Annotated in this window: 25 protein-coding genes; 7 read left to right on the top strand and 18 right to left on the bottom strand. The window is 74.6% G+C overall.

Annotation, left to right across the window (positions count from 1 at the left end; all coding sequences use genetic code 11):
- The first annotated feature begins 62 nt into the window (after window positions 1-62).
- From IF73_RS0124985 to IF73_RS42620, 3 genes are all read left to right on the top strand, one after another.
- Window positions 63-584 carry a MarR family winged helix-turn-helix transcriptional regulator gene (locus IF73_RS0124985; protein ID WP_031011852.1) on the top strand — a complete coding sequence of 174 codons (522 nt, stop codon included), beginning with the start codon at window positions 63-65 and terminating at the stop codon, window positions 582-584.
- The gene (locus IF73_RS0124980) at window positions 581-1,048 is read left to right on the top strand and encodes a hypothetical protein (RefSeq protein ID WP_031011849.1); all 468 of its coding nucleotides are present in this window, start codon (window positions 581-583) and stop codon (window positions 1,046-1,048) included. Before IF73_RS0124985 ends, IF73_RS0124980 begins: the two co-directional genes overlap by 4 nt.
- Window positions 1,049-1,391: 343 nt before the next feature.
- The gene (locus tag IF73_RS42620) at window positions 1,392-2,246 is read left to right on the top strand and encodes a sigma factor-like helix-turn-helix DNA-binding protein (protein ID WP_031011847.1); all 855 of its coding nucleotides are present in this window, start codon (window positions 1,392-1,394) and stop codon (window positions 2,244-2,246) included.
- Between the two features lie 18 nt (window positions 2,247-2,264).
- On the opposite strand, the gene IF73_RS0124970 is transcribed toward IF73_RS42620, so the two are convergent.
- From IF73_RS0124970 to IF73_RS0124955, 4 genes are all read right to left on the bottom strand, one after another.
- A complete protein-coding gene (locus IF73_RS0124970) occupies window positions 2,265-3,416 on the bottom strand; it encodes a methyltransferase (RefSeq protein WP_037880401.1) in 1,152 nt (383 codons plus the stop codon).
- A 67-nt stretch (window positions 3,417-3,483) separates the two neighbouring features.
- Entirely contained in the window at window positions 3,484-4,077 is a 594-nt protein-coding gene (locus IF73_RS0124965) for a histidine phosphatase family protein (protein ID WP_031011843.1), read from the bottom strand.
- Window positions 4,078-4,145: 68 nt separating this feature from the next.
- Window positions 4,146-4,589: a GNAT family N-acetyltransferase gene (locus IF73_RS0124960; RefSeq protein WP_031011842.1), complete on the bottom strand. Its 444-nt coding sequence runs from the start codon at window positions 4,587-4,589 to the stop codon at window positions 4,146-4,148.
- Window positions 4,590-4,679: 90 nt separating this feature from the next.
- Complete coding sequence (locus tag IF73_RS0124955) at window positions 4,680-6,113, bottom strand: PLP-dependent aminotransferase family protein (RefSeq protein ID WP_031011840.1); 1,434 nt, start codon at window positions 6,111-6,113, stop codon at window positions 4,680-4,682.
- Between IF73_RS0124955 and IF73_RS0124950 the strand changes: the two genes are divergently transcribed.
- Together IF73_RS0124950 and IF73_RS0124945 are read left to right on the top strand one after the other, a co-directional pair.
- Entirely contained in the window at window positions 6,112-7,068 is a 957-nt protein-coding gene (locus IF73_RS0124950; RefSeq protein ID WP_031011838.1) for a DMT family transporter, read from the top strand. The two genes, IF73_RS0124955 and IF73_RS0124950, sit on opposite strands and share 2 nt — an antisense overlap.
- A 77-nt stretch (window positions 7,069-7,145) precedes the next feature.
- Window positions 7,146-7,343 carry a DUF1918 domain-containing protein gene (locus tag IF73_RS0124945; RefSeq protein ID WP_031011836.1) on the top strand — a complete coding sequence of 66 codons (198 nt, stop codon included), beginning with the start codon at window positions 7,146-7,148 and terminating at the stop codon, window positions 7,341-7,343.
- Here IF73_RS0124945 and IF73_RS0124940 read toward each other — a convergent pair.
- Window positions 7,340-8,620 carry a family 10 glycosylhydrolase gene (locus tag IF73_RS0124940; RefSeq protein ID WP_037880398.1) on the bottom strand — a complete coding sequence of 427 codons (1,281 nt, stop codon included), beginning with the start codon at window positions 8,618-8,620 and terminating at the stop codon, window positions 7,340-7,342. The genes IF73_RS0124945 and IF73_RS0124940 overlap by 4 nt on opposite strands.
- A 171-nt stretch (window positions 8,621-8,791) precedes the next feature.
- Here IF73_RS0124940 and IF73_RS0124935 point away from each other — a divergent pair, with 171 nt between their 5' ends.
- Window positions 8,792-9,652, top strand: coding sequence for a 3-hydroxybutyryl-CoA dehydrogenase (locus IF73_RS0124935; RefSeq protein ID WP_031011833.1), 861 nt, complete (start codon window positions 8,792-8,794; stop codon window positions 9,650-9,652).
- Between the two features lie 110 nt (window positions 9,653-9,762).
- Here IF73_RS0124935 and IF73_RS0124930 read toward each other — a convergent pair whose 3' ends face one another.
- The 10 genes from IF73_RS0124930 to infC all read right to left on the bottom strand — a co-directional run bounded on the left by IF73_RS0124930 (window position 9,763) and on the right by infC (window position 20,914).
- Window positions 9,763-10,293 (bottom strand): NUDIX hydrolase, encoded by a 531-nt coding sequence (locus IF73_RS0124930; RefSeq protein ID WP_031011832.1) that lies wholly within the window; start codon window positions 10,291-10,293, stop codon window positions 9,763-9,765.
- Window positions 10,294-10,355: 62 nt separating this feature from the next.
- Window positions 10,356-11,696: a hypothetical protein gene (locus IF73_RS0124925; protein WP_031011831.1), complete on the bottom strand. Its 1,341-nt coding sequence runs from the start codon at window positions 11,694-11,696 to the stop codon at window positions 10,356-10,358.
- Window positions 11,697-11,977: 281 nt separating this feature from the next.
- On the bottom strand, window positions 11,978-13,072 hold the full coding sequence (locus tag IF73_RS0124920) for a PP2C family protein-serine/threonine phosphatase (RefSeq protein ID WP_078868244.1): 1,095 nt from the start codon (window positions 13,070-13,072) through the stop codon (window positions 11,978-11,980).
- Between the two features lie 288 nt (window positions 13,073-13,360).
- Window positions 13,361-15,889 (bottom strand): phenylalanine--tRNA ligase subunit beta, encoded by a 2,529-nt coding sequence (gene pheT / locus IF73_RS0124915; protein ID WP_031011828.1) that lies wholly within the window; start codon window positions 15,887-15,889, stop codon window positions 13,361-13,363.
- Complete coding sequence (gene pheS, locus IF73_RS0124910) at window positions 15,889-17,016, bottom strand: phenylalanine--tRNA ligase subunit alpha (RefSeq protein WP_031011826.1); 1,128 nt, start codon at window positions 17,014-17,016, stop codon at window positions 15,889-15,891. Before pheS ends, pheT begins: the two co-directional genes overlap by 1 nt.
- 166 nt (window positions 17,017-17,182) lie before the next feature.
- Entirely contained in the window at window positions 17,183-18,316 is a 1,134-nt protein-coding gene (locus tag IF73_RS0124905; protein WP_031011823.1) for a sensor histidine kinase, read from the bottom strand.
- 134 nt (window positions 18,317-18,450) lie between these two features.
- Window positions 18,451-19,290 (bottom strand): TrmH family RNA methyltransferase, encoded by an 840-nt coding sequence (locus IF73_RS0124900; protein ID WP_031011821.1) that lies wholly within the window; start codon window positions 19,288-19,290, stop codon window positions 18,451-18,453.
- 121 nt (window positions 19,291-19,411) lie between these two features.
- Window positions 19,412-19,798, bottom strand: a complete 387-nt coding sequence (gene rplT, locus IF73_RS0124895) for a 50S ribosomal protein L20 (protein ID WP_030493496.1) — start codon at window positions 19,796-19,798, stop codon at window positions 19,412-19,414.
- A gap of 106 nt (window positions 19,799-19,904) precedes the next feature.
- A complete protein-coding gene (gene rpmI / locus IF73_RS0124890) occupies window positions 19,905-20,099 on the bottom strand; it encodes a 50S ribosomal protein L35 (protein ID WP_030204697.1) in 195 nt (64 codons plus the stop codon).
- A 125-nt stretch (window positions 20,100-20,224) separates the two neighbouring features.
- On the bottom strand, window positions 20,225-20,914 hold the full coding sequence (infC, locus tag IF73_RS0124885) for a translation initiation factor IF-3 (protein WP_078868243.1): 690 nt from the start codon (window positions 20,912-20,914) through the stop codon (window positions 20,225-20,227).
- Window positions 20,915-21,217: 303 nt separating this feature from the next.
- On the opposite strand from infC, the gene IF73_RS0124880 reads away from it, so the two are divergent.
- Window positions 21,218-21,607 carry a DUF1844 domain-containing protein gene (locus tag IF73_RS0124880; RefSeq protein WP_031011818.1) on the top strand — a complete coding sequence of 130 codons (390 nt, stop codon included), beginning with the start codon at window positions 21,218-21,220 and terminating at the stop codon, window positions 21,605-21,607.
- 187 nt (window positions 21,608-21,794) lie between these two features.
- On the opposite strand, the gene IF73_RS0124875 is transcribed toward IF73_RS0124880, so the two are convergent.
- From IF73_RS0124875 to IF73_RS0124865, 3 genes are all read right to left on the bottom strand, one after another.
- Window positions 21,795-22,535 carry an SseB family protein gene (locus IF73_RS0124875; protein WP_031011816.1) on the bottom strand — a complete coding sequence of 247 codons (741 nt, stop codon included), beginning with the start codon at window positions 22,533-22,535 and terminating at the stop codon, window positions 21,795-21,797.
- A gap of 46 nt (window positions 22,536-22,581) precedes the next feature.
- Entirely contained in the window at window positions 22,582-23,769 is a 1,188-nt protein-coding gene (gene mycP, locus IF73_RS0124870) for a type VII secretion-associated serine protease mycosin (RefSeq protein WP_031011814.1), read from the bottom strand.
- Window positions 23,766-24,697 (bottom strand): hypothetical protein (locus tag IF73_RS0124865; protein WP_078868242.1); only part of this gene is annotated, 932 nt, incomplete at its 5' end. The genes IF73_RS0124865 and mycP, both read right to left, overlap by 4 nt.

Genomic DNA, 24,697 nt, shown 5'->3' with positions numbered 1-24,697 from the left:
CCGTCTCGACCGGTGCCGGAATTTAGTAGCCATGGACATAGTAGCCATGTACCGTATCCGTCATGAGCAAGGGATCCCCGGGCCCCACGCCCGGCTTTCTGGTGTGGCGGCTCGCCAACAAGTGGCGGGTCGCGGTCGACCGCGCGCTGGCCCCGCTGGGCCTCACCCACGCGCAGTACTCGCTGGTCGCGTCGCTGCACGGCATGCAGCGCGCCGGAGAGCGGCCCAGCCAGCGGCGGCTCGCCGACCACACCGGGATGGAGGCGCTGTACGTCTCCAAGCTCGCCCGCTCCCTGGAGGCGGCCGGGCTGATCGAGCGCGAACGGGACCCCCGCGACCCGCGCGCCGTGCAGCTCTCCCTCACCGAGGAGGGGCGGACCGTCACCCGGCGGGCGATCGCCGTGGTGCAGGACCTGCTCCAGCGGCTCCTGGAACCGCTGGGCGGCCTCGACGCGGAGCGGACCCGCGCGTTCACCGCGGAGCTGACAGCCCTGCTCGACGTGTCCCTCGATCCCTCCGCACCCTCCGTACGAGAACAGACCGGCACAACCACCGACGAGACCACTCAGGGGGCAACACCATGACCACGACCACGCCCACCACCGCGCCCGCCGCCGACGCCCGCATGCTCGGCCTGGCCCACTACGCGGCCCGCGGCGTCCTGGAGCACGTCCTGGGCCGGCACGGCGTCACGTTCCTGCAGCAGATCGCGCTGCGCGCGGCGGTCACCGCCGACACCCCGCCGACCCCGGACGAGCTCGTCGCCCGGATCCGCGCGAGCGTCAAGGGCGACCCGGCCGACGCCCGCGCCGCCCTCGACACCCTGCGGGCCAAGGCCCTGCTCGTCGCCGACGGCCCCCACCTCCTGCCCACGGACGCCGGCCGCGACCTGCTCGCCACCGTCGCCGCCGAGGCGGCGCCCCTCTCCGCCCGCGTCTGGAGCGACATCCCGGCCGACGACCTGGCGGCCGCCGGCCGCGTCCTCGCCCTCGTCACCGAGCGCGCGGACCGGGAGCTGGCGGCGCTGGAGCGCGCGACGGAGAAGTGACGGCCGGTCGCGGCCCTCGCCGAGTACGGCTGGGGGCTGCTCGGTGTCGGGACGGCCGTGCTCGTCACGGACGACAGCGGCACCGACGCCTTTCCGCCCCGGCCCTGCCGGGTGGCGGGCGAGCCGGCGGCCGCCGCGGACGTGGTGGGCCACCGCGTCGGGCGGCCGTCTGTCTCCTCCTCGCGGAGCCGGGAACGGCGGGCAGGGCCCCGCGGCCCGGAAGTCCTCCGGGGGGGTGACCCAGGCGCACGACCGGCTCCGGCGTCTCGTCGAGCCCCGCGTCACAACGGCCGCCGCCGGACCGTCAATCCGGTGACGGAACCTGACGGGAAGTGAGTGCCCCATGCACGACGACGCTGTGGTGACCGCGCTGGGCGCGTGGTTCGACGCCGACGAGGAGCGGCTGCGGGGCGTGGCCCTGCGGCTCCTGGGCGCGGGGGCGGAACGGGAGGCGGAGGCCGTCCTCGGCCGGGTCCGGGCCGGCCTCGGGGCGGACGCCCCGGCGGTGGCACGGCTCTGCCTGACGGCCCTCGTCGCCCGCGCGTGCCTCGACGCGGGCGGGCAGGCGCACACGGGCGGGCACGTGCGCGGGGCGGCGGGGAACCACCGGTCGGGCCCGGAACCGGTTCCGGACGGCCTGGACGAGACCGTGCTGATGGGCTTCCTCGCCGTACTGGACCGGCTCGGCGCCCGTCAGCGGCTCGCGTATCTCCTGCACGACGTCTTCGGGCTGGCCTCCGGGGAGACCGCCCGGGTCATGGGCGGGTCCGCCGCCGACGCCGCCCGGCGGGCGCGGCGGGCCCGGGAGCGGCTGCGGGGCGGCGGCCCGGCGGGGGACGGGGGTGCTCCGGGGCGGCGGCGGGCGCTGGTGGACGCCTTCCTGGCCGCGGCACGCGCGCGTGACGCCGTCGCGCTGGCCGGGCTGCTCGACCCGGAGGCCGTCGCCTACGCGGAGCGGGGGCCGGTGCACGGGGCCGGGGCGGTGGCCCTGGCGGCCTCGGCGGCCCTGTCGGCCCGGCCGGGTGACGCGGTCCGGCCCGCGCTGGTCGACGGCGCGGTCGGGGTGGTGGCGTTCGCGGCCGGAGGCCCGGTCGCGGCGGTGGCGTTCGGTTTCCGCCGCGACCGGATCGTCAGCCTCGACATCACGACGGACGCGGACCGCCTCCGCACCCTGGACCTGGTCTTCCCGGACACGTGAGGGGCGCCGCCGGTCCGGTCAGCGACTGACCGCGCGCAGGACCACGAACTTCGGGTCGCTCGCGACCAGTTCGCTGTTGCCGAAGATGCGGCGGAGGGTGACGTGGTAGCCGAGGTGGCGGTTGCCCACGACCCACAGTTCGCCGCCGGGCCGGAGCGCGCGCCGGGCGTCGGCGAACATCCGGCGGGCGGTGCGGTCGGTGGTGGCCTGGTGGCTGTGGAAGGGCGGGTTGTTGAGGACGAGGTCGAGGGAGCCGGCGGGGACGTCCGCGAGGCCGTCGCCGACGGCGAACTCCGCCTTGCGGCCCTCGCCCGCGTGGGTGCGGAAGTTCTCCTCGGCGGAGGCGACGGCCTGGTACGACTCGTCGGTGAAGAGCAGTTCGGCGTCGGGCTCGGCGAGGGCCACCGCGAGACCGACGACGCCGTTGCCGCAGCCGAGGTCCGCCACGCGCGCGTGGCCGAGGCCGTGCGGCAGGTGGCCGAGGAGGAAGCGGGTGCCGATGTCGAGGCGGTCGGCGCAGAAGACGCCCGCCTGGTTGACGACCGTGCGGCCGGCGAGCCCCGGCGCGGGGGTGTCGGCCGGGAGGGCGTACCGGTACGGCCAGGGGTTCGGCCCGGGCGCGGCGGCCGGGTCGGGGGTGGTGTGGATCAGCCGGGCCTTCTTCACCGCGAGCGAGGTGCGGGTGGGGCCGAGGATCCGCTCGAAGAGGGTCAGGGTGGAGGTGTGGATCTCCTTGACCATGCCGGTTCCGACGATCACCGTCTCCGCGTGGACGGCGGGGGCGAGCCGGTGCAGCTGGTCCTCCAGGAGCGCGAGGCTCTTGGGGACGCGGACGAGGAGGACGTCGATCCGTTCGGGCGGCGGGTCCTGGGTGGTGAGGAGCCGGACGGCGTCCGGGGCGGCGCCGGCCCGGGCGAGGTTGGCGCGGGTGGCCTCGCGGCCGAGGTACGAGTCGGAGATCTGGACGAGTTCCCCGGCCCCGGCGGCGTGGAGCGCGGTGACGAGGGCGCCCCAGCGGTCGCCGAGGACGGCGACGGTGCCGGAGAGGCCGGTACCGGTCTCGGCCAGGTGGTTCAGCAGGTACTCGTCGGCCGCGTCCCAGGCGCGCAGCGGATCGCGCGGGTCCTCGGGGTGGCGGGTGAGCGTGACGTCGCCCCATGACGTGGTCAAACGGTTCATCGTGCCCCCAGGCTAGCCGGTCCGTCCCGGCCGGGCCGCCCGCCTCGGGTGCGGCGGTTCAGCGGAGGGCGGGGGCGTCCAGGTGGAGGTGCCAGGCGCCGGGGCGGCCGATGAGGGTGACGGTGGAGAGGGGGCGGACGTCGACGCTCCAGTAGGTGGCGGGGGCGGCCCGGAGGGCGTAGACGAGGGCGGCGCGGACGACGGAGGGCTCGGCGACGGCGACGACGGTGACGTCGCCGCCGGCGGGGTCGCCGTCGGGGCGGGTGTCGAGCCAGCCGCCGATGCGGGAGATGAAGGCGAGGAGGGGTTCGCCGCCGTGCGGGGCGGAGCGGGCGTCGGCGAGCCAGGCGTCGACGGCGGCCGGTTCGAGGGCGGCGACCTCGGCGAGGGTGAGGCCGCGCCAGCGGCCCATGTCGCAGTCGCGGAGGGCGGGCTGGGCGAGCGGGGCGTAGCCGAGGGCGGTGCCGGTGGCGCGGCTGCGGAGCGTCGGTGAGCAGTAGCGGAGTTCGGCGGCGCCGAGCGGGAGGAGCGCGGGCGCGGCGTGCTGTACCTCGTACCATCCGGCCTGGTCGAGCGGCCGGTCGTCGTCGAAGCGTTCGGCGAGCAGGGAGGAGCTGCGCGCCGCCGCGACCAGCGTGACCCGAAGACCCATGGCCGCGATCGTGAGGCCGGTGGGGCCGCGGGTCAAGGGGCGCGGCGGGGGGACCGGGAGGCCCCGGTTCAGTCCTGTCCGAGAGCCATCCACTTGTCCGGATTCCGCAGTGGCGTGAATCCGACCTTCTCGTAGACGCCGTGGGCGTCGGCGGTGGCGAGCATGATCCGGCGGAGCCCGTACGGCTGCAGGTGGTCGCGGACGGCGGTGACGAGGGCGGTGCCGAGGCCGGTGCCGCGGGCCGGGCGGTCGACGTAGACGTCGCAGAGCCAGGCGAAGGTGGCGTGATCGGTGACCACGCGCGCGTAGGCGGCGATCTCGCCGGTGTCGCGGTGGTAGGCGCCGAAGTTGAGCGAGCCCGCGATGGCGCTGTCCTGCTTCTCCCGGGTGCGGCCGAGGGCCCAGTAGGCGTCGGTGGAGAGCCAGTGGTGGACGCGGGCGGCGTCCAGCCGGGCGGGGTCGGCCGAGATCTCGTACGTCCCGTGGAGGGGGGCGGCGGTGGTGTCGTTCATGGCCGGAGGATGCCAAAGCCCCGGGCACGTGTCAGGCGGGTTTTCCGGGCCGGCGCGGGGTTCGCGCGCGCCGGCCCGGGCCGCCGGGGGTCACGGAAGGAGTTCGTCCATGGCCGTCCTGAGCCTGCGGACGCCCTCGGCGATCTCCGTGGGCCCGGCGACACCCGCGAAACTCAGCCGGATGTGGCCGGCCGGGGGTTCGGCGCAGAAGTAGGGCCGGCCGGGGGCGGCGGTGACGCCGGCGCGGAGGGCGGCGGCGAGGAGGGTGGACTCGGGGAGGGTGTCGGGGAGGCGGAGCCAGAGGTGGTAGCCGCCGGAGGGCACGTGGGGCAGGGCGAGTTCGGGGAGGCGGACGGCGACGGCGGCGGTGAGGGCGTCGCGGCGGGCCTTCAGCTCCTGGGAGACGGTCCGCAGGTGGCGGGGCCAGGCCGGGGAGCCGACGAGTTCGAGGGCGGCCTCCTGGAGCGGGCGGGGGACGAAGAAGCTGTCGACGACCTGGATGGCGCGGAGCCGTTCGAGGACGGGGCCGCGGGCGGCGAGGGCGCCGACGCGGAGGCTCGCCGAGGTGATCTTGGTGAGGGAGCAGACGTGGACGACGACGCCGTCGGGGTCGTCGGCGGCGAGCGGCGGCGGGACGGGTCCGGCGTCCTCGTGGACGAGCCGGCGGGCGAAGTCGTCCTCGACGACGAAGGCGCCGGCGGCGCGGGCGATGCGGACGACCTCGCGGCGCCGGTCCGGCGGGAGGAGGGCGCCGGTGGGGTTCTGGAAGAGCGGCTGGCAGACCAGGACCCGGGCGCCGGTGGCGCGGAAGGCGGCTTCGAGGTGGTCGGGGCGGATGCCGTCGGCGTCGGTGGGGACGGGCACCGGGCGCAGGCCGGAGGCGCGGGCGACGGCGAGCATGCCGGGGTAGGTGGGCGACTCGACGAGGACGGGCGTGCCGGGCGCGGTGAGCGCGCGCAGGGCGGTGGTGAGGGCGGACTGGCCGCCGGCGGTGATGAGGATCTCGGCGCCGGTGACGCCGCCGCCGATCTCGCGGGCGAACCACTCGCGGAGCTCGGTGAGGCCGTCGGTGGGCGGCCGGCCCCAGGCGCCGGGGCGGCGGCCGGCCCGGGCGAGGGCGGCGGAGAGGGCGCCCTCGGGCTGGAGGGACGGGTGGAGGTAGCCGCCGTTGAACTCGATGACGCCGGGCGGGGGCGCGGCGAGGGTGACGAGGACGCCGGAGGCGTCGACGGCGCGCGGGACGAGTTCGGAGGCGGCGTCGGCGCTGAGGGTCACCTCCTGCCAGGAGGTGTCGCCGGCGGTGGCGGGGGCGCGGGTCTCGGCCCGGAAGGCGCCGGCGCCGGGGCGGGTGACGACGAGCCCTTCGGCGGCGAGCTGGGCGAGGGCGCGGGTGACGGTCACCGGGGAGACCCGGTAGCGCTCGACCAGAGCCCGACTCGACGGCAGCTTTCCACCTGGAGAGTAGCGGTCGAGCTCCGCCCTCAGGGATTTCGCCAGTTCGGCCACGCTGCTACGCTCATGCATGAGAGCACAGAATAGCGCTACTACCCCGATGACGATAGCGGTCGACGCGACGGCCGGAAGCGCTCCCGCGACGGCGACGGTGACGGCCGCCGGGGCCGCCCCGCTCCAGGGCACCCTGCTCGCCCTGCTCGGCGTGGTCTCCTTCTCGCTGACCTTCCCGTCGACGGTGTGGGGCCTGGAGAGCTTCGGCCCGTGGTCGCTGGTGGCCGTCCGCTCCACCCTCGCCGCGCTGATCGCCGGAGCCTTCCTGCTCGCCGGCCGGGTGGCGCTGCCGGAGCGCCGCCACCGGGCCGGGCTCGCGGTGGTCGCGGGCGGCGTGGTGGTGGGCTTCCCGCTGCTGACCACGCTCGCCCTGCAGACCTCGACGACCTCCCACGCCGCCGTCGTGGTGGGCCTGCTGCCGCTCACCACGGCCGCCTTCGCCGCCGTGCGGACCGGCCGCCGCCCGTCCCGCACCTTCTGGCTCGCGGCCGTCTCCGGCGCCGCCGTCGTGATCGCCTTCACCGTCCAGCAGAGCGGCGGCGCGCTCTCCGCGGGCGACCTCTACCTCTTCGGCGCGCTGCTGGTCTGCGCCGCCGGCTACACGGAGGGCGGCCGGCTCGCCCGGCTGATGCCGGGCTGGCAGGTGATCGGCTGGGCGCTGGTGCTCTGCCTGCCCCTGATGGCCCCCGCCTCGGCGGTGGCGCTCGCCCTCGAACCGGTGCACCTCACCGCCCACGGCGTGATCGGCCTGGTCTGGGTGGCCGCCGGCTCCACCTTCTTCGGCCTGTACGTCTGGTACCGGGGCATGGCCGCCATCGGCATCCCGCGCGCCAGCCAGCTCCAGCTCGCCCAGCCGCTGATGACGCTGTTCTGGTCGGTCTTCCTGCTCGGCGAGTCGCTGCCGCTGGCCGCCCCGGTCGCGGCGGCCGGCGTACTGGTCTGCATCGCGGCGACCCAGCGCGCGAAGAGCTGAGCCCGGAGGCGGCGCCCGGACGTGACCTGCGTCACAATGGCAGGGCAGAGGTCGTTTCGCGCGCGAGGAGGTCCGTGATGCAGGCGAGTGTGGGCGACAAACTGCTGGTGCACGGCCGGACCGTGGGCCAGCACGACCGTACGGCCCAGGTCCTCGAGGTGAGGGGGGAGAACGGCGCTCCCCCGTACAAGGTGAAGTTCGACGACGACGGTCACGAGGCCCTGATGTCGCCGGGCCCCGACACCGTCGTCCGCCACCCCGGACAGCAGCGCTAGGCGGTCCGGGGCGGCCGGACCCGGCTCGGGTAGTGGTCGGCCACGGCGGTGGCGAGAGCGCCGTTGCGGTCCTCCGTGACCTCCTTCGCCGCGAAGAAGCAGTGCCCGCCGACGCCCGGCCGTTCCGCGGCCAGCGCGAGGTGCCGTGACAGCTCCTTCGGGTCCTGCCACGCTTCGGGCTGGCCGGGGTCGCCCGCCTTGTACAGCGCCTCGCCGACGTAGAGCCCGACGCCCGTCCCCCGTACCGTCGCGTGCCACCAGTCGAGCAGCGTGGTGTAGTCGGTGGAGGGGTGGCCGATGTGCCAGTACAGCTGCGGCACCACGTGGTCGATCCAGCCCTCCCGGATCCACTTGCGGGTGTCCGCGTACAGGTCGTCGTAGGTGGCCACGCCGGCCCGGGTGTCCGAGCCCGCGGGGTCGTCGGCGATGTTCCGCCACACCCCGAAGGGGCTGATCCCGAAGGCCGTCCCCGGCCTGACCTCCTTGATCCGGGCGGACGTCTCCGAGACCAGCAGGTCGGTGTTGCGCCGCCGCCAGTCCGCGCGGTCGGGGAAGTCCGCGCCGTGCCGGGCGTACGCCTCGTCGTCCGCGAAGCTCTCCCCCTCCACCGGGTACGGGTAGAAGTAGTCGTCCCAGTGGACGGCGTCCACCGCGTAGCGGCGCACCGCGTCGAGCACGGCGTCCTGGACGAAGCGGCGCACCTCGGGCAGGCCGGGGTTGTAGTACAGCTTGCCGCCGTACGCCACGGTCCACTCCGGGTGCAGCCGGGCCGGGTGGGAGGCGGCGAGCCGGGCCGGGTCCGTGTGGTTCGCCACCCGGTACGGGTTGAACCAGGCGTGCAGCTCCAGACCGCGCGCGTGCGCCTCCGTGACGGCCGTGCCCAGCGGGTCCCAGCCGGGGTCGCGGCCCTGGGTGCCGGTGAGGCACTGCGCCCAGGGCTCGTGAGGCGAAGGCCACAGCGCGTCGGCGGTGGGCCGCACCTGGAGGACGACCGCGTTGAGCCGCCGCTCCACCGCCTTGTCCAGGTGGGCGAGGAGCTCGGCCCGCTGCTCGGCGGCGGTGAGACCGGCGCGGGACGGCCAGTCCCGGTTGGCGACCGTCGCCACCCACATGCCCCGGAAACCGCCGGAACGAGCGGCCCGCGAGGGCTCTTGGCCCCGCTCCCGTTCCCGTATCGAGGGGCGCCGGGCGGAGGCGCCGGAGGCACCCGGACCCGCGACGGCGAATGCCGCTCCCGTTGCGGTCGTCACAAACCCTCTTCTCCCGATAGGCCGCACTTGTACCCCTCAGCTGTCGGATACGTCACACCCCCAGGGACAGCATGCCCTTCCCCGGCCGATCGATCATCGCGCGAATCGGAGTAACGTCATGGGGTCGAGGCGTGCGCACCGGAATCACACGGGGGCCCGCCGCCAGAGCAGAGCGAAAGGCACGAGGTGACGGACTCCATGGCCGACATTGAGCGCGTCGGAGTGGTGGGCTGCGGCCAGATGGGCGCGGGCATCGCAGAGGTGTGTGCCCGGAGCGGCCTCGAGGTGAAGGTGGCCGAGACCACCGGTGAGGCCCTGGAGATCGGCCGCACCCGGCTGCTGAACTCGCTGACCAAGGCCGCCGAACGCGGCAAGATCAGCGAGGAGGAGCGGGACGCGGCGCTGGCCAACCTGAGCTTCACCACCGACCTGGGCGAGTTCGCCGACCGCGACCTCGTCATTGAGGCGGTCGTCGAGAACGAGCAGGTCAAGACCGAGATCTTCCAGGTCCTCGACCAGGTGCTGACCCGGCCCGACGCCATCCTGGCCTCGAACACCTCCTCCATCCCGCTGGTGAAGCTGGCCGTGGCGACCTCCCGCCCCGACCACGTCATCGGGATCCACTTCTTCAACCCGGCCCCCGTGCAGAAGCTGGTCGAGCTGATCCCCGCCCTCACCACCTCCGAGGGCACGATCAGCCGGGCGCAGGCGTTCGCCGAGAAGGTGCTCGGCAAGCACGCGATCCGCGCCCAGGACCGCTCCGGCTTCGTCGTGAACGCCCTGCTCGTGCCCTACCTGCTCTCGGCGATCCGGATGTTCGAGTCCGGCATCGCGAGCCGCGAGGACATCGACAACGGCATGGAGTTCGGCTGCGCCCACCCCATGGGCCCCCTGAAGCTCTCGGACCTCATCGGCCTCGACACGATCGCCTCGATCGCCGACTCGATGTACTCCGAGTTCAAGGAGCCGCTGTACGCCGCTCCCCCGCTGCTCCAGCGGATGGTGGACGCGGGCCGGCTGGGCCGCAAGACGGGCTCCGGCTTCTACGTCTACGCCTGACCCCACCCTGACGCCTCCGGCGTCCCACGGATGTCGCTCTCCGCGACCGGAACGGCCCGTACCCCCGCACAGGTACGGGCCGTTCACCTTTCCCCGTCGCCGGCCGGACGTCAGCCGTGCCGCAGATGGCGGAGCATGAGCAGCCCCGCCGCCATGTTCGCGGCCGGGATCTCGCCCCGGGCGATCAGCCCCGGGACCTCCTTCAGCGGCACCCAGGCCCGCCGCGAGGACTCGAAGCCGTCGGCCGGCGGGCCGGTCCAGGTGGCCTGGTCCGTCCAGTAGAGGTGGTGCCGGGCGTCGCTGAGCCCGTTGGAGGGCTCGACGGTGAGGAGGTGGCGCAGCGGCCCCGGCCGCCAGCCGGTCTCCTCCTCCATCTCGCGGGCGGCGGCGGCCTCGGGGGTCTCGCCGTCCTCGACGACGCCGGCGGCCAGCTCCCAGCCCCAGCTGTCGGTGATGAAACGGTGGCGCCAGAGCATGAGGACCTCGTCGGCGTCGTTGACGACGGTCGCGACGGCGACGGGGCGGAGTCGGATCAGATAGTGGTCGAGGTGGCGGCCGTCCGGGAGTTCGACGTCCGCGAGGTTCACTCGGAACCAACGGTTTTCATAGACGGAGCGTTCACTCAGTTTCGTCCACTGCACGTTCTTGCCACCTTCCGACTGGTAGGCGCGTGTTCGGTGGCAATATCGCATCAGTTCGACGGTCAGAGGGGAACGCGCAACGCCCCGTCGATCAACTCCGCCGCCTCCCGCGCGTCCCCCGCGTCGCTGGCGAGCAGGTGCTCCCGGGCCTGTCGCAGCCGGTCCCGCAGCCGCCGGGACTCCATCCCGCGCGCCCGTTCGGTCATCTCGACCGCCGTCCGCGCCGCCGAGTCCGCCTCGCCCTGCCGCAGTTCGACCTGGCAGAGCAGCGCGAGCCGGTGCACCCGGCCCCGGTCGTGCGAGGGCGCCCCCGCCGCCGTGGCCGCCTGCTCGTACGCCCCCGCGAGATCACCCAGACTGAGGAGCGCCTCCGCGACCTGCACGTTGACGAGTCCCGGCTGGACGTACCCCGTCTCGGCCGGCTCCGCCGCCGGCGCGATCCGCTCCGCCGCCGCCTCGGCCCGCCGGATGCAGTCCAGCGCCGCCCGCCCGTCGCCGAGCCGGGCGTACGCCTTCGCCTGCATCGCCGTCAGATCGGCGGCCAGCGCCGGGGTGATGGTCCCGTCGGCCGCCCGCAGCGCCGCCTCCGCGAAGGCCACCGCCTGCCGGAACTCCCCCAGGAGCAGCGACTGGTTGACCATCAGCGCGATCACGTACGCCCCGAACGCCCGGTCCCCGCTGGCCTTCGCGAGCCGCAGCGCCTGCTGGAAGTAGCGCTGCGCGAGACCGTGCGCGTCGGCGTCGTACGCGCAGATCCCGGCCACCGCCACCAGTCCCCCGGTGGCCCGGTGCAGGGAGCGCCCCAGGGCGTCGCTGTAGGAGCCGCGCAGCCGGGGCGCGGCCTCGGTGGTCAGGAAGCCGACGATCCGGGCGCGGGTCGCGATGCCGCCGGCCTTCCGGTACATCTGCTCGTAGTGCGCGCGGGCGGCGCTGAGCAGGGCGATGTCGGCGGGCTCCACCCGGGTCAGCCCGGTACGGGAGACGTCGGCGTCCTCCGGCGGGTTCTCCCACTCCCACACCGGCATCACCGCCGGGGTGCCGGTCACCGCCGGGGCGGAGACCAGATACGGGCGCTGCTGCTCGTCCGAGCGCCACAGGGCGGTGGCCCGGTCGACGAAGCCGGAGAGCGGGGTACCGGGCGCGGGCGGCCCGCCGCCGGGCACGCCGAGCCCGATGTCGTCGAGGGTGACCGGCCGGCCCAGCCGGGCCGCGAGCACCTCGCAGATCAGGTCGGGCACCTGGCCGCGCGGCCGCTGGCCCTTCAACCACCGCGCCACGGCGGTGTGTTCGTAACGCAGGGCAAGGCCCCTGGCCCGTCCGGCCCGGTTCACACGGTCGGCGAGCCCGGCGTTGGAGACGCCCGCCTCGTCCAGGAGGGCGTCGAGCAGGGTGTTGGGCTGCATGGCCACTCCGGTCGCTCGGTGAACTCAGCGTAGCGGTGGCTGAATTCGCCCGGTGCGATTTCGCACGGGGTGTGAATGAAGTACCCGTTCTTCCGGTCCGTGCGCGCTCCCGCCGGCGGAGCGGTACCGCTTGACTGGGCTTCTCGCCAGCCAGGCGAGAACGACCGGGCCGCCGGCTCCCCCTCGTACAGTGCGGCCGCCCGGTCCGCGCCGCCCGCCCCGCTGATCTGCCCGACACTCCGTGGCGGGGCGGGCGGCGCCCGTATCCCCGGACCCTTCGCTCAGCAGTGGGTGGAGGGAGCGGGCCGGGGACGGCGCAGCCCGGGTTCGGCGGGCTGCGCCGGCACGCGGACGCGGTCGTTGCGGACGACGAGCAAGGCCACGTCGTCGTCGAGGCGGCCGCCGGTGTGCCGCAGCAGCGCCTCGTGGGTCTGCCGGACGACGGTCCCGGGCGGCCGTCCCGCGCTCCGGGCGAGCGCCGCTTCGAGGCCGAAGAACCGGCCGCGGTCGTCCCGCGCCTCCTCCGCCCCGTCGGTGTGCAGCACCAGCGTCTCGCCGGGCAGCAGCCGGGCGGCGGTGTACGGGACGAGCGCGGCCGGCAGCGGCAGGACGCCGAGCGGCGGCAGCGGTTCGCCCACCGACAGCCGCTCCACCCGGGCGCCGAGCCGGTACGGGGCGGGGTGGCCGCAGTCGAGGACGGCGAGCCGCCCGTCCGGCCGGACCTCCAGGAGCAGCAGCGTCACGAACTCCTCGGCCACCGGATGCTCGGGCTCTCCCCCGCCGGCCGCCGGGTGCTCGTCCCGGGCCCGCTCCCGCAGATGGCGCTGGAGCGCCCGCTCCAACCGCCGCAGCACTCCCCCGAGTTCGGCCTCGTCGTGGGCGGCCTCCCGGAAGCTCCCCAGCACGGCGACGACCGCGCCGAGGGCGGCCAGACCGTGACCCCGCACGTCCCCGACGACGATCCGCACCCCGTACGGCGTCGCCACCGCCTCGTACAGGTCACCGCCCACCGAGGCGCCGCGGGTGGCCGACAACTGCCCGGCGGCGAGGGCGAGTCCGTCGAGCCGGGCGGGCGGCGGGCGCAGCAGCACCTGCTGGGTCGCCTCGGCGACGGCCCGCACCCGGGCCAGCTCGCGCCGCAACTGCCACCGCACCCCGAGGACGAGCCCCGTGCCGACGGTCAGGAAGACGATGCTGGTCGCGATCCGCATCGGCAGCCCGGGCTGCCGGGCCAGCGGACAGCCGAACTTCCACGCCACCGCCACCGCGCCCCAGCCGACGGGGAGCGCGATCGGCGCCGACCTGCGGAGCCGGGAGCCGACGACGGCGCTGAGGGTCCTGGTACGGCGGCGGTCGTCACGGCTGGTACGGATCATGTACGGCCCTTCCCGAGCCCCGACAGCGCCCGAAGGCCCCGCGGCACACAGGTCCGCCCCTGTGGCCGCGTCGATTCTGCCGACCGTACGGACCACGGGGGAACACCCCCCGGCGATCTCACCCGAAGGAGTGAGCACCCTCCGCGCGCCGCCCCACGCCAGGGGCGCGCCACCCGCACAGGCGGCCGCCGGTCGAGGGCCCGTACGGGCGGGGCGGGGCCGGAACACGGCGGAGGGCCGCCCCGGGAGCTGGTCCCGGGGCGGCCCTCCGTGGGTGCTGCGGTGGCGTCAGGCGCCGCGCAGGACGGCGCCCGTGTGCTCGGCGGCCCGGGCGACCGCGGCGTCGCGGGCGGCGGTGGCCTCCTCGACGGTGAGGGTGCGGTCCTCGGCGCGGAACTTCAGCGCGTACGCCAGGGACTTCTTGCCCTCGCCGACCTGGTCGCCGGTGTAGACGTCGAACAGCCGGATGGACTCCAGGAGTTCACCCGCGCCCTCGGTCAGGTGCCGCTCGACCTCGGAGGAGGCGACGGCCTGGTCGACGACCAGGGCGACGTCCTGGGTGGCGACCGGGAAGGCGGAGATGCGCGGGGCCTTCACCGGGCCGGCGCTCGCCTTCTCCAGGACGTCCAGGTCCAGCTCCATCGCGCAGGAGCGGGCCGGCAGGCCCAGCGCCTTGACGACGCGCGGGTGGAGCTCGCCGCCGTGGCCGGCGAGGGTCTTGACCCCGTCGACGACCACGTGGAACGCGGCGCAGCGGCCCGGGTGCCACGGGGCGTGCTGGTCGGCCTCGATCAGCAGCTCCGCGCCGGCCTCGGCGGCGACGGTGCGGGCGGCCTCGATCGCGTCGGCCCAGTCGGCCGGGCGGCCCTTGCCCCACCAGCCGGACTGCTCGCGGGCGCCGGCGAGGACGACGGCGGCGCGGCGCGGCTGCGCGGGCAGCGCGGCGTTGACGCCGGCGATCTCCTCGTCGGTGGGACGGCGGTCCACCGGGAGACGGACGGCGACCTTCGGCTCGCCCTCCGGGCGGAAGACCAGACCGGTCTCGAAGAGGGCCAGGTCGTGGCTGCCGCGGCTGTCGTTCCGGCGCAGCGCGGCGAGCAGGCCGGGGAGCAGCGTGGTGCGGAGCGCGGGCTCCTCGTCGGAGAGCGGGTTGACGAGGGTGACGACCTTGCGGCGGGCGTCGTCCGCGTCGAGGCCGAGCTGGTCGAGGGCCTGCTGCCCCATGAAGGGGTAGTTCAGGGCCTCGACGTAGCCGGCGCCGGCGAGGGCGCGGCCGACCCGGCGGTGGACGCGCTGGCGCTCGGTGAGGCCGCGGCCGGCCGGGGGCTTCGGCAGCGTGGAGGGCAGGTTCTCGTAGCCCTCCAGCCGGATGACCTCCTCGGCGAGGTCGTTCGGCTCGTTCAGGTCGGGGCGCCACGAGGGCACGGTGACGACGAGCTCGTCCTGACCGTAGACGTCGCAGCCGACCTCCTGGAGGCGGCGGACGACGGTCTCGCGGCCGTACGCCACACCCGCGACCTTGTCGGGGTGGTTCGCCGGCATGGTGATGGTGCGGGGCGCCGACGGGGCGGCGATCTCGGTGACGCCGGCCTCGGCGGTGCCGCCGGCGAGCAGCACCAGCAGGTCCACCGTGCGCTGGGCGGCAGCGGCGGCGGCCTGCGGGTCCACGCCGCGCTCGAAGCGCTTGGACGCCTCGGAGGACAGCTTGTGGCGGCGGGCCGTGCGGGCGATCGAGATGGCGTCGAAGTGCGCGGCCTCGATGACGACCTCGGTGGAGCCGGTGACGGCACCGGTCTCGGGGTCGGTCACCGGGTCGGCGATCTCCGTGTGGGCGCCGCCCATGACGCCCGCGATGCCGATGGGGCCGCGGTTGTCGGTGATGACGAGGTCCGCGGCGTCGAGGACGCGCGCGGTGCCGTCGAGGGTGGTGATCTTCTCGCCGGCCTCGGCGCGGCGGACCCCGATGGGGCCGTCGAGTCGGGTGCGGTCGTAGGCGTGCAGCGGCTGGCCGAGCTCCAGCATCACGTAGTTGGTGATGTCGACGGCGAGCGAGACCGTGCGCATGCCGGCCTTCTGGAGGCGGCGCTGCAGCCAGATCGGCGACCGGGCCTCGGGGTCGAGGCCGACGACCGTGCGGGCCGTGAAGCGGTCGCAGCCGATCGGGTCGGTGACCTGGACCGGGTAGCCGTACGAGTTCGGCGCGGGCACGTCGAGGAGCGCCGGGTCGCGCAGCGGCAGCCCGTACGCGATGGCGGCCTCGCGGGCGACGCCGCGCATCGACAGGCAGTAGCCGCGGTCCGGGGTGACGGCGATGTCGAGGACCTCGTCGTACAGCTCCAGGAGGGCGGTGGCGTCGAGGCCGACCTCGTGCTCCGGCGGCAGGACGATGATCCCGTGGTTCGGGTCCTCGCCCATGCCCAGCTCCTCGCTGGAGCAGATCATGCCGCGCGAGACCCTGCCGTACGTCTTGCGCTCGGCGATCCGGAAGTCGCCGGGGAGGACGGCGCCGGGCAGGGCCACGACGACCTTGTCGCCGACGGCGAAGTTCCGGGCGCCGCAGATGATCTCCTGGGGCTCGCCGGTGCCGTTGGCCTGGCCGACGTCGACGGTGCAGAAGCGGATGGGCTTCTTGAACTCCGTCAGCTCCTCGATGGTGAGGACCTTGCCGACCACCAGCGGGCCGGTGAGGCCGGCGCCGAGCTGCTCGACGGTCTCGACCTCGAGGCCGGCGGTGATGAGCTTGGCCTGGACGTCGCGGCCGGTCTCCGTCGCCGGCAGGTCGACGTACTCCCGCAGCCAAGAAAGCGGGACCCGCATCAGATCTCCATCCCGAACGGCCGGGTGAACCGGACGTCACCCTCGACCATGTCTCGCATGTCTTCCACGTTGTGCCGGAACATCAGCATCCGCTCGATGCCGAAGCCGAAGGCGAAGCCGCTGTACTTCTCCGGGTCCACGCCGCAGGCGACGAGCACCTTCGGGTTGACCATGCCGCAGCCGCCGAGCTCGATCCAGCCCTCGCTGCCGCAGGTGCGGCAGGGTCGGTCCGGGTTGCCGACGGACTCGCCGCGGCAGACGTAGCAGAGCATGTCCATCTCGGCGGACGGCTCGGTGAACGGGAAGAAGTTCGGACGGAGCCGGGTCTTCATGTCCGCGCCGAAGAGCGCCTGGACCATGTGGTCGAGGGTGCCCTTGAGGTCGGCCATGGTGAGGCCCTCGTCGACGGCGAGCAGCTCGATCTGGTGGAAGACCGGGGTGTGCGTGGCGTCGAGCTCGTCGGTGCGGTAGACGCGGCCGGGGCACACCACGTAGACCGGGGGCTCCCGGTCGATGAGGGTGCGGGCCTGGACCGGCGAGGTGTGGGTGCGGAGCACGACACCGGACTCGTCGCCCGTGGTGCCCTCCGGGCCCTGCACGAAGAACGTGTCCTGCATCTGCCGGGCCGGGTGGTCCGGCACGAAGTTCAGGGCGTCGAAGTTGAACCACTCGGCCTCGACCTCGGGGCCCTCGGCGACCTCGTAGCCCATCGAGACGAAGACGTCGGCGACGCGCTCCATCAGGGTGGTCAGGGGGTGGCGGGCGCCGGCCGGGATCCGGTCGTACGGCAGGGTGACGTCGACGGCCTCCTCGACGAGGACGCGCGCGTCGCGCTCGGCCTCCAGCTCGGCCTGGCGGGCGGCGAGCGCCTTGGAGACGACGCCGCGGGCCTGGCCGACGAGCTTGCCGGCCGCGGCCTTGGCCTGCGGGGGCAGCGCGCCGATCTCGCGGTTGGCGAGGGCGAGCGGCGAGGTGCCGCCGGTGTGCGCCGTCTTGGCGTGCGCGAGCGCGTCGAGGTCGCCGGCGGCGGCGAAGGCGGCGACCGCCTCGTCCCGCATGCGCTCGATCTCTTCCGGTTTCAAGGCTTCGACCTCGACCGGGTCGTACGACTTATTGGGTGCCGACATCTCTTCCCGTGCTTCCGTTGGGCTTGGCTGGGGCGACCCCGGTTCGACGACAGACGACAAGGGCGCAAACGTGCCAAAGGTCGAGTCTAACGGGGTGGGGACACGCTGATGAGCCCGTGGGGGCCCCGGTGGCTGTGGATCCCGTCAGGTCTCGGTGGGTGAGACGTCAGACGAGATGAGCCGGGGCGCCGACGGGCAGGATAAATCGGAACTCGGCGCCGCCGCGCGGGCCGCGTCCGACGGTGATGGAGCCGCCGTGGGCCTCGACGAGGCCCTTGACGATGTAGAGGCCGAGTCCGGTGCCGCCGCGCTTGCTGCCGCGCCAGAAGCGGGTGAAGACGCGGTTCATGGACTCCTCGGGGATGCCCGGGCCCTCGTCGCTCACGGTGACCTCCGTCCCCTCCTCGCCGGTGCCGTCGGTGCCCGCGGTGCGGGGCGCCACCTCGATGGTGACGGTTCCGGCGCCGTGGCGCACCGCGTTTTCCAGGAGGTTGCCGAGGATCTGGTCGATCTTGTCGGGATCGGCCCAGAGCACGGGCAGTCCGGGCCGGGTCCGGACGAAGAAGCGGTCGGGGGCCTGGCCGCCGGTGGTGTGCACCTGGACGTGCCGGCCGATGGCGGCGGCGATGTCGACGGGCTGGCGGCGGACCTCCAGCCGGCCGGAGTCGATCCGGGAGATGTCGAGGAGTTCGGCGATGAGCCGTTTGATGCGGCCGGCGTCGGCGTCGACGGTCTCCAGCATCAGCCGCTTCTGCTCGTCGGTGAACCGCTCCCACTTGCTGAGCAGGGTGGCGGTGAAGCCCTTCACGGAGGTGAGCGGGGAGCGCAGCTCGTGGGCGACGGTGGCGATGAGCTCGGCGTGGCTGCGCTCGGAGCGGCGGCGGGCCTCGGTGCCGCGCAGCGAGACGACGACCCGGCGGACGGGGCCGGTGGGGTGCTCGCGGACGTACCGGGCGGAGACGAGGACCTCGCGGCCGCCGGGCAGCAGCAGGTTCCGCTCGGGCTGGCCGCGCCGGGTGGCGAGGCCGCCGTACGGGTCGGTGAGGGGCCACCAGCGGTGCCCCTTGAGGTCCTCCAGGGGCAGCGCCTGGTCGAGCGGGAGGCCGAGCGCCTCGGGGGCGGGGACTGCGGTGATGCGGCTGGCGGCGGCGTTGAAGCAGACCACGCGGCCCCGCTCGTCGGCGACGACGAGCCCGTCGGGCAGGTCGTCCGGGTCGATCCCGGGCCACGGCTCGGGCGCGCGCGCCCCGTCGGCTCGTCGCTGCGCGGTCCGCGCGGGACTCTCCGTGCCGGCCGTCATCCCCTGCTCCCACCCCTCCGTGTGCTGCAGTGGGCCCCGAGTGCGTCACTCTACTGGGCGAGGGTGACCAACGGGAGCCGGAAGAGCACACCGGGTGGCCGAATCACAGCGGTGAAGTACGGCGGCCGGGGTGGTCAGACGGTGCGGCGGGGGCGCTGGGCGCGGGCGGAGGCGTACAGGCAGACCGCGGCGGCGGTGGCCAGATTGAGGCTCTCCGCCTTGCCGTGGATGGGGACGCGGACGACGGCGTCGGCGAGGGCCCGGGTCTCCTCGGGGAGCCCCCACGCCTCGTTGCCGAAGATCCAGGCGGTGGGGCCGCCCATGGTGCCGGCGTCGAGCTCGTCGTCGAGGTCGTCCTGGCCGGCGCCGTCGGCGGCGAGGATCCGGACGCCCGCGCCCTGGAGCCCGGCGACGGCCTGCTCGACGGGGACGCCGACGGCGACGGGGAGGTGGAAGAGGGAGCCGACGGAGGCGCGGACCGACTTCGGGTTGTACAGGTCGACGGAGGCGTCGGTGAGGATCACCGCGTCGGCGCCGGCGGCGTCGGCGCAGCGGAGCACGGTGCCGGCGTTCCCGGGGTCGCGGACGTGCGCGAGGACGGCGACGAGCTTGGGCCGCGCGGCGAGGATCTCCTCGAACGGCGAGTCGAGGAAGCGGCAGACGCCGACGAGGCCCTGCGGGGTGACGGTCTGGGAGACCTCGGCGAGGACGGCGCCGGAGGCGTGGTGGACGCGGGCGCCGGAGGCGCGGGCGGCGTCGACGATGGACGCGTACCGCTCGGCGGCCTCGACGGTGGTGAAGAGCTCGACGAGGGTGGGGGCGCCGTCCGGGCCCCGGTGCGCGACGGCCTCGCGGACGGCCTGGGGTCCCTCGGCGAGGAAGAGGCGGTCCTTGCCCCGGAAGTTGCGCTTGGCGAGCCGTCGGGCGGCGACGACGCGCGGGGAACGCGGGGAGATCAGCTCGGGGGTGGACATGTGCCTGGGGCTCTCTGTCTCGTCGGGGTCTCGTCGGGTGCGGCGGAAAGGGGCGGTCAACGCGCCGGACCCGCAGGCGCGGGGCCTGCGGGTCCGGTCGGAAGCACTGCGGCCTGGAAGATCAGGCGGCGGCCTTCGGGGCGTTGACGTCGGCCGGGAGGGCCTTCTGCGCGACCTCGACCAGCGCGGCGAACGCGTTGATGTCGTTGACGGCCAGCTCGGCGAGGATCTTGCGGTCCACCTCGATGTTGGCGGCCTTCAGACCCTGGATGAGGCGGTTGTACGTCATGCCGTTCTGGCGGGCAGCGGCGTTGATGCGCTGGATCCACAGCTGACGGAAGTCGCCCTTGCGCTTCTTCCGGTCGTTGTAGTTGTAGACCAGCGAGTGGGTGACCTGCTCCTTGGCCTTGCGGTACAGGCGCGAACGCTGACCGCGGTAGCCGGAGGCCTGCTCGAGGATCGCCCGGCGCTTCTTGTGGGCGTTGACTGCCCGCTTGACGCGTGCCACTTCTTACTCCTTGTAGCGGGGCCGTGGTGTGTTCACACGACCCGGAAAACGGATGGGTCCCGGTCTTGGCCGGATGCCCTCGACGACCGAGGGCGGGAGATCAAGCTCAGATGCCCAGCATCTTCTTGATCTTGGCGGCGTCACCCGGGGCCATCTCGGCGTTGCCGGTGAGGCGACGCGTCAGCTTGGACGACTTGTGCTCGAGCAGGTGGCGCTTGCCGGCGCGCTCCCGCATGATCTTGCCGGAGCCGGTGACCTTGAAGCGCTTCTTGGCACCGGAGTGCGTCTTGTTCTTCGGCATGGCGCCGTTATCTCCTCGTCAGTGGCGCTCCCCCGGTGCGGGCACCGGACAACCGGGAACGTCAATTCTTCGTGTGGTCGTACCGGGCGGGACCCGGGGGCTGCCGCTGGGGCAGCCCCGTCGGATCACGCCTCGGCGTTCTCGGCCGACGTGTCGGCCGAAGCCTCCTCGGCGTCGGCCGCGGGGGCGGTGCCCTGGCGCTCCGCCTTGCGGGCGGCCTGGGCCTCACGCGCCTCGGCCATGGCCTCGGTCTTCTTCTTGTGCGGACCCAGAACCATGATCATGTTCCGGCCGTCCTGCTTCGGGTTGGACTCGATGAAGCCCAGCTCCTGGACGTCCTCGGCGAGGCGCTGCAGGAGGCGGTAACCAAGCTCGGGCCGGGACTGCTCACGACCACGGAACATGATCGTGATCTTGACCTTGTCGCCCTGCTTCAGGAAGCGGACGACGTGGCCCTTCTTGGTGTCGTAGTCGTGCGGGTCGATCTTCGGCCGGAGCTTCATCTCCTTGATGACCGTGTGCGCCTGGTTCTTGCGCGCCTCACGGGCCTTCATGGCCGACTCGTACTTGAACTTCCCGTAGTCCATGAGCTTGCACACGGGCGGACGGGCGTTCGCCGCGACCTCGACAAGATCGAGGTCGTACTCCTGCGCGAGCTCCAGGGCCTTGGCAAGGGGGACGATGCCCACCTGCTCGCCGCTGGGGCCGACAAGACGCACCTCGGGAACGCGAATCCGCTCGTTGATGCGGGGCTCGGCGCTGATGGATCCTCCTCGGTAGCACCACGCGACCGCCTTGGCGGACGGACACGTCAATCCAAATCGATGTGACCAACCGAGCGAGTGCACAAAAAATGCCCCGGACGGGACACAAACGGGGCTCCAAAGAAACCGGAGCACCGTCGCGGTCAACCGCGGGGCGCACATCGGGCGGCTCCATCGTCCGTACGGAACGATGGGCGCCACCTGACCGGTGACCCGCCGCCCGCGAGGGCGGTCAGGTGGGAGATCGGAGCCTCCACTTGTGGGCCGGGCACACAGGTGTCCGGCCGGTCGTTACACAAGGTTAGCAGGACCCGGCGGTCGGCGCGAACCGTCGGCCCGCTTATCGTGTGGGGCATGAGCGAGACCCCCCAGAACGAGTCCACGACCGCCCCCGACCAGGCCGGTGACGACCCCGACTTCGAGGCCATGGCCCGCGACATCGCCGAGGTCCCGGCGGTCGAGGTGATCGTGACCGTCGCCGTCAACCTGATGAGCGCCGCCGCGGTCAAGCTCGGCCTCACCGAGGAGGGCGACGCGCACAAGGACCTCGACGAGGCGCGCAAGCTGATCCACGCGCTCGCGGGCCTGCTGGACGCGAGCACGACGGAGATCTCGTCCTTCCACGCGGCCCCGCTGCGCGACGGCCTGAAGTCCCTCCAGCTCGCCTTCCGCGAGGCGTCGATCGTCCCGGACGAGCCGGGCCAGGGCCCGGGCGAGAAGTACACGGGCGCGGTGTACGGCTAGGGAGCCGGCCGGACCGTGCGCCGGCCCGAAGGGCCGCGGGGGTACGGGGGTCGCCCCCCCCGGAAGACCGCGGCCACGGGCCCGTGTACGGCTAGGAAGCCGGCCGGACCGTGCGCCGGCCCGAAGGGCCGCGGGGGTGCGGGCGTCGCCCCCCCCCGGAAGACCGCGGCCACGGGCCCGTGTACGGCTAGGACTGGTTCTTCACGTAGAAGGGCTCGCCCGGAGGGGTGGCCGCGGCCGGCAGCAGTGCCAGGTCGAGGCCCCGCACCAGGCGGGCCCTCAGTGTCTCGTCGGCGGCCAGGGCCCGGGCCACCCGCTGGGCGACCTCGGCGGGGGCCGCGTCGTCGGCGAGGACCAGGGCGAGGGTGCCGTCGGCGGTGCCGGGGCCGAGGTGGGCGCGGAGGACGGCGGGCTCGGCGGCGACCGCGGCGCGGACCGCGTCGCGTACCGCCGGGTCGTCCAGCGGGTCGGTGCTGGTGCGGCCCTCGGCCAGGGCGAGCAGGGCGGAGCCGCTCACCTGGTAGGGCACCGGGCCGGCCATGTCGAGGACGAGGGTGTCGGCCTTCTCGTGGACGAGGGCGGCGAGCGCCTGCCGGAGCGGGACGGCGACGGGCCGGGCGGCCGGGTCCCACAGGGCGAGCGAGGCGATCGAGGTGAAGGCCGGCAGGCCGCGCCGGTCGCCGGCGGTCAGCGTCGGCACCGCCATGTCGCTGGTCTTCTCGCGCTTCAGCCCGGTCTCCGGGTCGGTCTCCACCTCGCCGAGCATGGCGACGACGGGGACGAGGAGCCGGGCGCCGCGCAGCGCGTCGAGGACGGGCCCGTGGGCGGTCCGGTCCTCCGCCCAGGCCGCGAGGGCCGCGGCGAGCGCCGGGTCGGCGGTGCCGTCGTCGTCGGAGAAACCGGGGTCCGGGATGTTCTTGAGCTCCACCCCCCGAGCCTAACCGGCCGGTCCCCGGGCTCCGGCCGCCGGGCCGTCAGCGGGTGCGGCCGGCCCGGTGGAGGAGGACGGCGGCCAGCAGGAGGAGCGCGCCGAGACCGCCGGCGAGGGGCGCGAGGAGGCCGGGGCCGGTGCTCTCCTCGGCGGCCGGGAGCGGCCCGGGGCCGAAGTACTGGCCGCGGTGGCCGGCGGTGGCGTTCTTCGGGTCGCCGCCCTTCAGCGCCGCGCCGGCCTCGATGGCGGCGGCCGGGTCCACCGTGCCGTACCCCTTGGCGTCGCTGCGGCCGCCGTCGGGGCGGTCGCGGGCGGTGTCGACGAGCAGCTTCTTGACCTGGGCCGGGGTCAGGTCCGGGTGGGCGGAGCGGACCAGGGCGACGGCGCCGGAGACGAACGCGGCGGCGGCGCTGGTGCCCCACCCCTCGTAGTACCTGCGGTCGGGGTCGGCGATCACGATGTCGACGCCGGGGGCGCTGACGGTGGCGTACCAGCGGCGGGTGGAGAAGGAGGCGCGGGTGCCGTACCGGTCGACGGCGGTGACGGCGATGACGCCGGGATAGGCGGCCGGGTAGGAGATGTGGTCGCCCTTCTCGCCGCCGTTGCCGGCGGAGGCGACGACGGAGACGCCCTTGCCGAGGGCGTACTGGACGGCGGCGTCCTCGCCGGGGTCCGGGTGGGCGGACTCGGAGTCGTCGCCGAGGGAGAGGTTGATGACGTCGGCGCCGTGGTCCGCGGCCCAGCGGATGCCCTGGGCGAGGGCGGTGCCGCGGGTCTTGCGGGCCTTGTCGCGGGCCTTGTCCTTGCCTTCGAGGATGACCCGGACGGGCAGGATCCGGGCGCCGGGGGCGATGCCGAGGACACCGCTGTCGTCGGCCCAGCCGTGGCCGTGACCGGCGATGATGCCGGCCATGGCGGTGCCGTGCCGGGCCCAGGTGGCGTCGCCCTCGGCGGCGCCGAAGCCGATGAAGTCCTTGCCGGGCAGGACGGAGCCGGAGAGGTCGGGGTGGTCGGCGTCCACGCCGGTGTCGAGGACGGCGACGGTGATCCCCTCGCCCTTGGTGGTGCGCCACGCCTCGTCGACGCGCAGGGTCTCGTGGCCCCACTGGCGGTCGCGGATGGCGTCGGCGTGCGCGGGCGCGGCGGCGGGCAGCACGGCGCAGGCGGCGGCGAGCAGGACGGCGGCGGGCGCGGTGACCGCCGCGCGGACGCGGGTACGGGGCCGGGTCACCGCTGTTCCTCTTCCTTCGCCGCGTTCTGGGCGGTGGTGCGGAGCTGCTTCTCCAGCCGCTCGGCGATGCCGAGGGCCTCGTGGCCGAGGCCGGACTGGGCCACGGCGTCCGTGCGGCCCTTCCTCATGGCCTGGTCGGCGGGGACCGCGCGCTCGACGGCCCGGCCGTCGGCGAAGCCGGAGACGGCGGTGACGACGACGGGCAGGTCGGCGGGGGCGGTCACCCACCAGCCGGCGCGCTGGGCGGGGCCGAAGCCGGCGGCGACGGTGCCGGGGCCCGGCAGCGCGGGCGGCACGTCCTGGCCGAGGCGGGCGGCGAGCCTGCGGCCGTCGAGGGCGCGCTGGGCGGTGACGTCGGCCCGGGTGAAGACGAGGCCGACGGTGAGGACGCTGCTGGCGGTGGCGTCGGTGTACGTGGCGCGCAGCACGCGCCGGCAGTCCAGGGGGCGCAGCGCGGCGAGCAGCCTGGGGGCGACGGAGGCGGGGGCGCAGGGCGCGTCGGGGGCGACGACGATCCGGGTCCAGGTGCGGGCGGAGGGGCCGGGGCCGGCCTGGGGGGCGGTGAGGGTGCGGGGGAAGAGGGTGTCGACGGGCGCGTTGTGCCAGAGCTCCTTGGCGACGGCGTACCCGGCCGGCTCGGCGGGCTTCCCGTCGCCGGAGGCGGCGAGCCACACCCCGGCGAGGGCGCCGCCGATGAGTCCGATCCCGAGCACGACACAGGCGCCGACGGCCAGGGCCCTCCCCCGCCGCCGCTCCCGTATGGGCCGCAGCCGGGTGGTCGTCTCGACGGGCGTCTCGTCCGTGCCGTACGCGGGCACCCGCACGGGCCGCAGCCGCGCGGTGGTCTCGACCGGCGCGGCCGTCGGCACGCCGGCGGGGGCGGCGGCCGGGCGCTGCGGGGCGCGGGGCGGGGGCAGCGGGGCGGAGA

Source organism: Streptomyces sp. NRRL F-5727 (genome assembly GCF_000719555.1).
Classification (GTDB): Bacteria; Actinomycetota; Actinomycetes; order Streptomycetales; family Streptomycetaceae; genus Streptomyces.
The sequence above is the reverse complement of the archived record's forward strand: the minus strand, read 5'-3'. Positions and strand labels throughout refer to the sequence as shown.